1 rRNA gene is annotated in these 3,085 nt (G+C 48.9%); it reads left to right on the top strand.

What is annotated here, in order from left to right:
- Positions 1–172 precede the first annotated feature (172 nt).
- Positions 173–3,063, top strand: a 23S ribosomal RNA gene (locus I6F42_RS19895).
- The last annotated feature ends 22 nt before the right edge of the window (positions 3,064–3,085 follow it).

Genomic DNA, 3,085 nt, shown 5'->3' with positions numbered 1-3,085 from the left:
ATACATTGTATTTATCAAGAGTTTTCAAAAGTAAAAAAAGAATGGTAGCAGTACCATTCAGTGCCATTTAGTTAACTCTTATGAGTTGATTGATTGGTATCTACTTTAGTATTCAATATTGACTTCTGGCGAAGTTAAACTGTCACAAAACAAAGACCCGTTTGGGTTGTATGGTTAAGTGACTAAGCGTACACGGTGGATGCCTTGGCAGTTGGAGGCGATGAAGGACGTATTAACTTGCGATAAGCTTAGTCAAGCTAGTAAAAAGCGCTTGAGACTAAGATTTCCGAATGGGGAAACCCACCTGCTTGCAGGTATCGTTAACTGAATACATAGGTTAACGAGGCGAACGCGGAGAACTGAAACATCTAAGTACCCGTAGGAAAAGAAATCAACCGAGATTCCGAAAGTAGCGGCGAGCGAAATCGGAACAGCCCTTAAGCTTATTATGTGTTAATGGAAGGCTGCTGGAAAGCGCCACGATACAGGGTGATAGTCCCGTACATGAAAAGACATTTTAAGTGAAATCGAGTAGGTCGGAGCACGTGAAACTTTGACTGAATATAGGTGGACCATCATCTAAGGCTAAATACTCCCAACTGACCGATAGTGAACCAGTACCGTGAGGGAAAGGCGAAAAGAACCCCTGTGAGGGGAGTGAAATAGAACCTGAAACCGTGTACGTACAAGCAGTAGGAGCCCACTTGTTGGGTGACTGCGTACCTTTTGTATAATGGGTCAGCGACTTATATTTTGTAGCGAGGTTAACCGAATAGGGTAGCCGTAGGGAAACCGAGTCTTAACTGGGCGAATAGTTGCAAGGTATAGACCCGAAACCCGGTGATCTAGCCATGGGCAGGTTGAAGGTTGAGTAACATCAACTGGAGGACCGAACCCACTAACGTTGAAAAGTTAGGGGATGACCTGTGGCTAGGAGTGAAAGGCTAATCAAACCGGGAGATAGCTGGTTCTCCCCGAAATCTATTTAGGTAGAGCCTCGGACGAATACTTACGGGGGTAGAGCACTGTTAAGGCTAGGGGGTCATCCCGACTTACCAACCCTTTGCAAACTCCGAATACCGTAAAGTAATATCCGGGAGACACACGGCGGGTGCTAACGTCCGTCGTGAAGAGGGAAACAACCCAGACCGCCAGCTAAGGTCCCAAAGTCATAGTTAAGTGGGAAACGATGTGGAAAGGCCCAGACAGCCAGGAGGTTGGCTTAGAAGCAGCCATCCTTTAAAGAAAGCGTAATAGCTCACTGGTCGAGTCGGTCTGCGCGGAAGATGTAACGGGGCTAAACTATGCACCGAAGCTGCGGATTCAGAATTTATTCTGAGTGGTAGGGGAGCGTTCTGTAAGCCGTTGAAGGTGTACCGGGAGGTATGCTGGAGGTATCAGAAGTGCGAATGCTGACATGAGTAACGATAATGGGAGTGAAAAACTCCCACGCCGGAAGACCAAGGGTTCCTATCCCATGTTAATCAGGGTAGGGTAAGTCGACCCCTAAGGCGAGGCCGAAAGGCGTAGTCGATGGGAAACAGATTAATATTTCTGTACTCGATATAATTGCGATGGGGGGACGGAGCAGGCTAAGCAAGCATAGCGTTGGTAGTCTATGTGAAAGTGAGTAGGGCGTTTGTTTAGGTAAATCCGGACAAACACTAAACCTGAGACACGAGACGAGTCACTACGGTGATGAAGTTGCTGATGCCATACTTCCAGGAAAAGCCTCTAAGCTTCAGATTATATGGAATCGTACCCCAAACCGACACAGGTGGTCAGGTAGAGAATACTAAGGCGCTTGAGAGAACTCGGGTGAAGGAACTAGGCAAAATCGTACCGTAACTTCGGGAGAAGGTACGCTCCTATCTGTGATGAGACTTGCTCTCTAAGCGGACGGGAGCCGCAGTGACCAGGTGGCTGGGACTGTTTATTAAAAACACAGCACTGTGCAAAATCGCAAGATGACGTATACGGTGTGACACCTGCCCGGTGCCGGAAGGTTAATTGATGGGGTTATCCTTAGGGAGAAGCTCTTGATCGAAGCCCCGGTAAACGGCGGCCGTAACTATAACGGTCCTAAGGTAGCGAAATTCCTTGTCGGGTAAGTTCCGACCTGCACGAATGGTGTAACCATGGCCACGCTGTCTCCACCCGAGACTCAGTGAAATTGAAATCGCAGTGAAGATGCTGTGTACCCGCGGCTAGACGGAAAGACCCCGTGAACCTTTACTACAGCTTGGCACTGAACATTGAACCTACATGTGTAGGATAGGTGGGAGACTTTGAAGCAGCGACGCTAGTTGTTGTGGAGTCAACCTTGAAATACCACCCTTGTAGTTTTGATGTTCTAACGTTGGCCCCTGAATCGGGGTTACGGACAGTGCCTGGTGGGTAGTTTGACTGGGGCGGTCTCCTCCTAAAGAGTAACGGAGGAGCACGAAGGTTGGCTAAGTACGGTCGGACATCGTACGGTTAGTGTAATGGTAGAAGCCAGCTTAACTGCGAGACAGACACGTCGAGCAGGTACGAAAGTAGGTCATAGTGATCCGGTGGTTCTGAATGGAAGGGCCATCGCTCAACGGATAAAAGGTACTCCGGGGATAACAGGCTGATACCGCCCAAGAGTTCATATCGACGGCGGTGTTTGGCACCTCGATGTCGGCTCATCACATCCTGGGGCTGAAGTCGGTCCCAAGGGTATGGCTGTTCGCCATTTAAAGTGGTACGCGAGCTGGGTTTAGAACGTCGTGAGACAGTTCGGTCCCTATCTGCCGTGGGCGTTTGAGAATTGAGAGGGGTTGCTCCTAGTACGAGAGGACCGGAGTGAACGAACCGCTGGTGTTCGGGTTGTCATGCCAATGGCATTGCCCGGTAGCTACGTTCGGAACTGATAAGCGCTGAAAGCATCTAAGCGCGAAGCAGGCCTCGAGATGAGTTCTCACTAGACTTTTAAAGTCTCTGAAGGGCCGTTGAAGACTACAACGTTGATAGGCAAGATGTGGAAGTGGTGTGAGCCATTAAGCTAACTTGTACTAATTACCCGTGAGGCTTAACCATACAACGCCAAACGCGTTTTATG

This window comes from Pseudoalteromonas sp. SWYJZ12 (genome assembly GCF_015864395.1).
GTDB classification, from domain to species: Bacteria; Pseudomonadota; Gammaproteobacteria; order Enterobacterales; family Alteromonadaceae; genus Pseudoalteromonas; species Pseudoalteromonas arctica.
The sequence above is the reverse complement of the archived record's forward strand: the minus strand, read 5'-3'. Positions and strand labels throughout refer to the sequence as shown.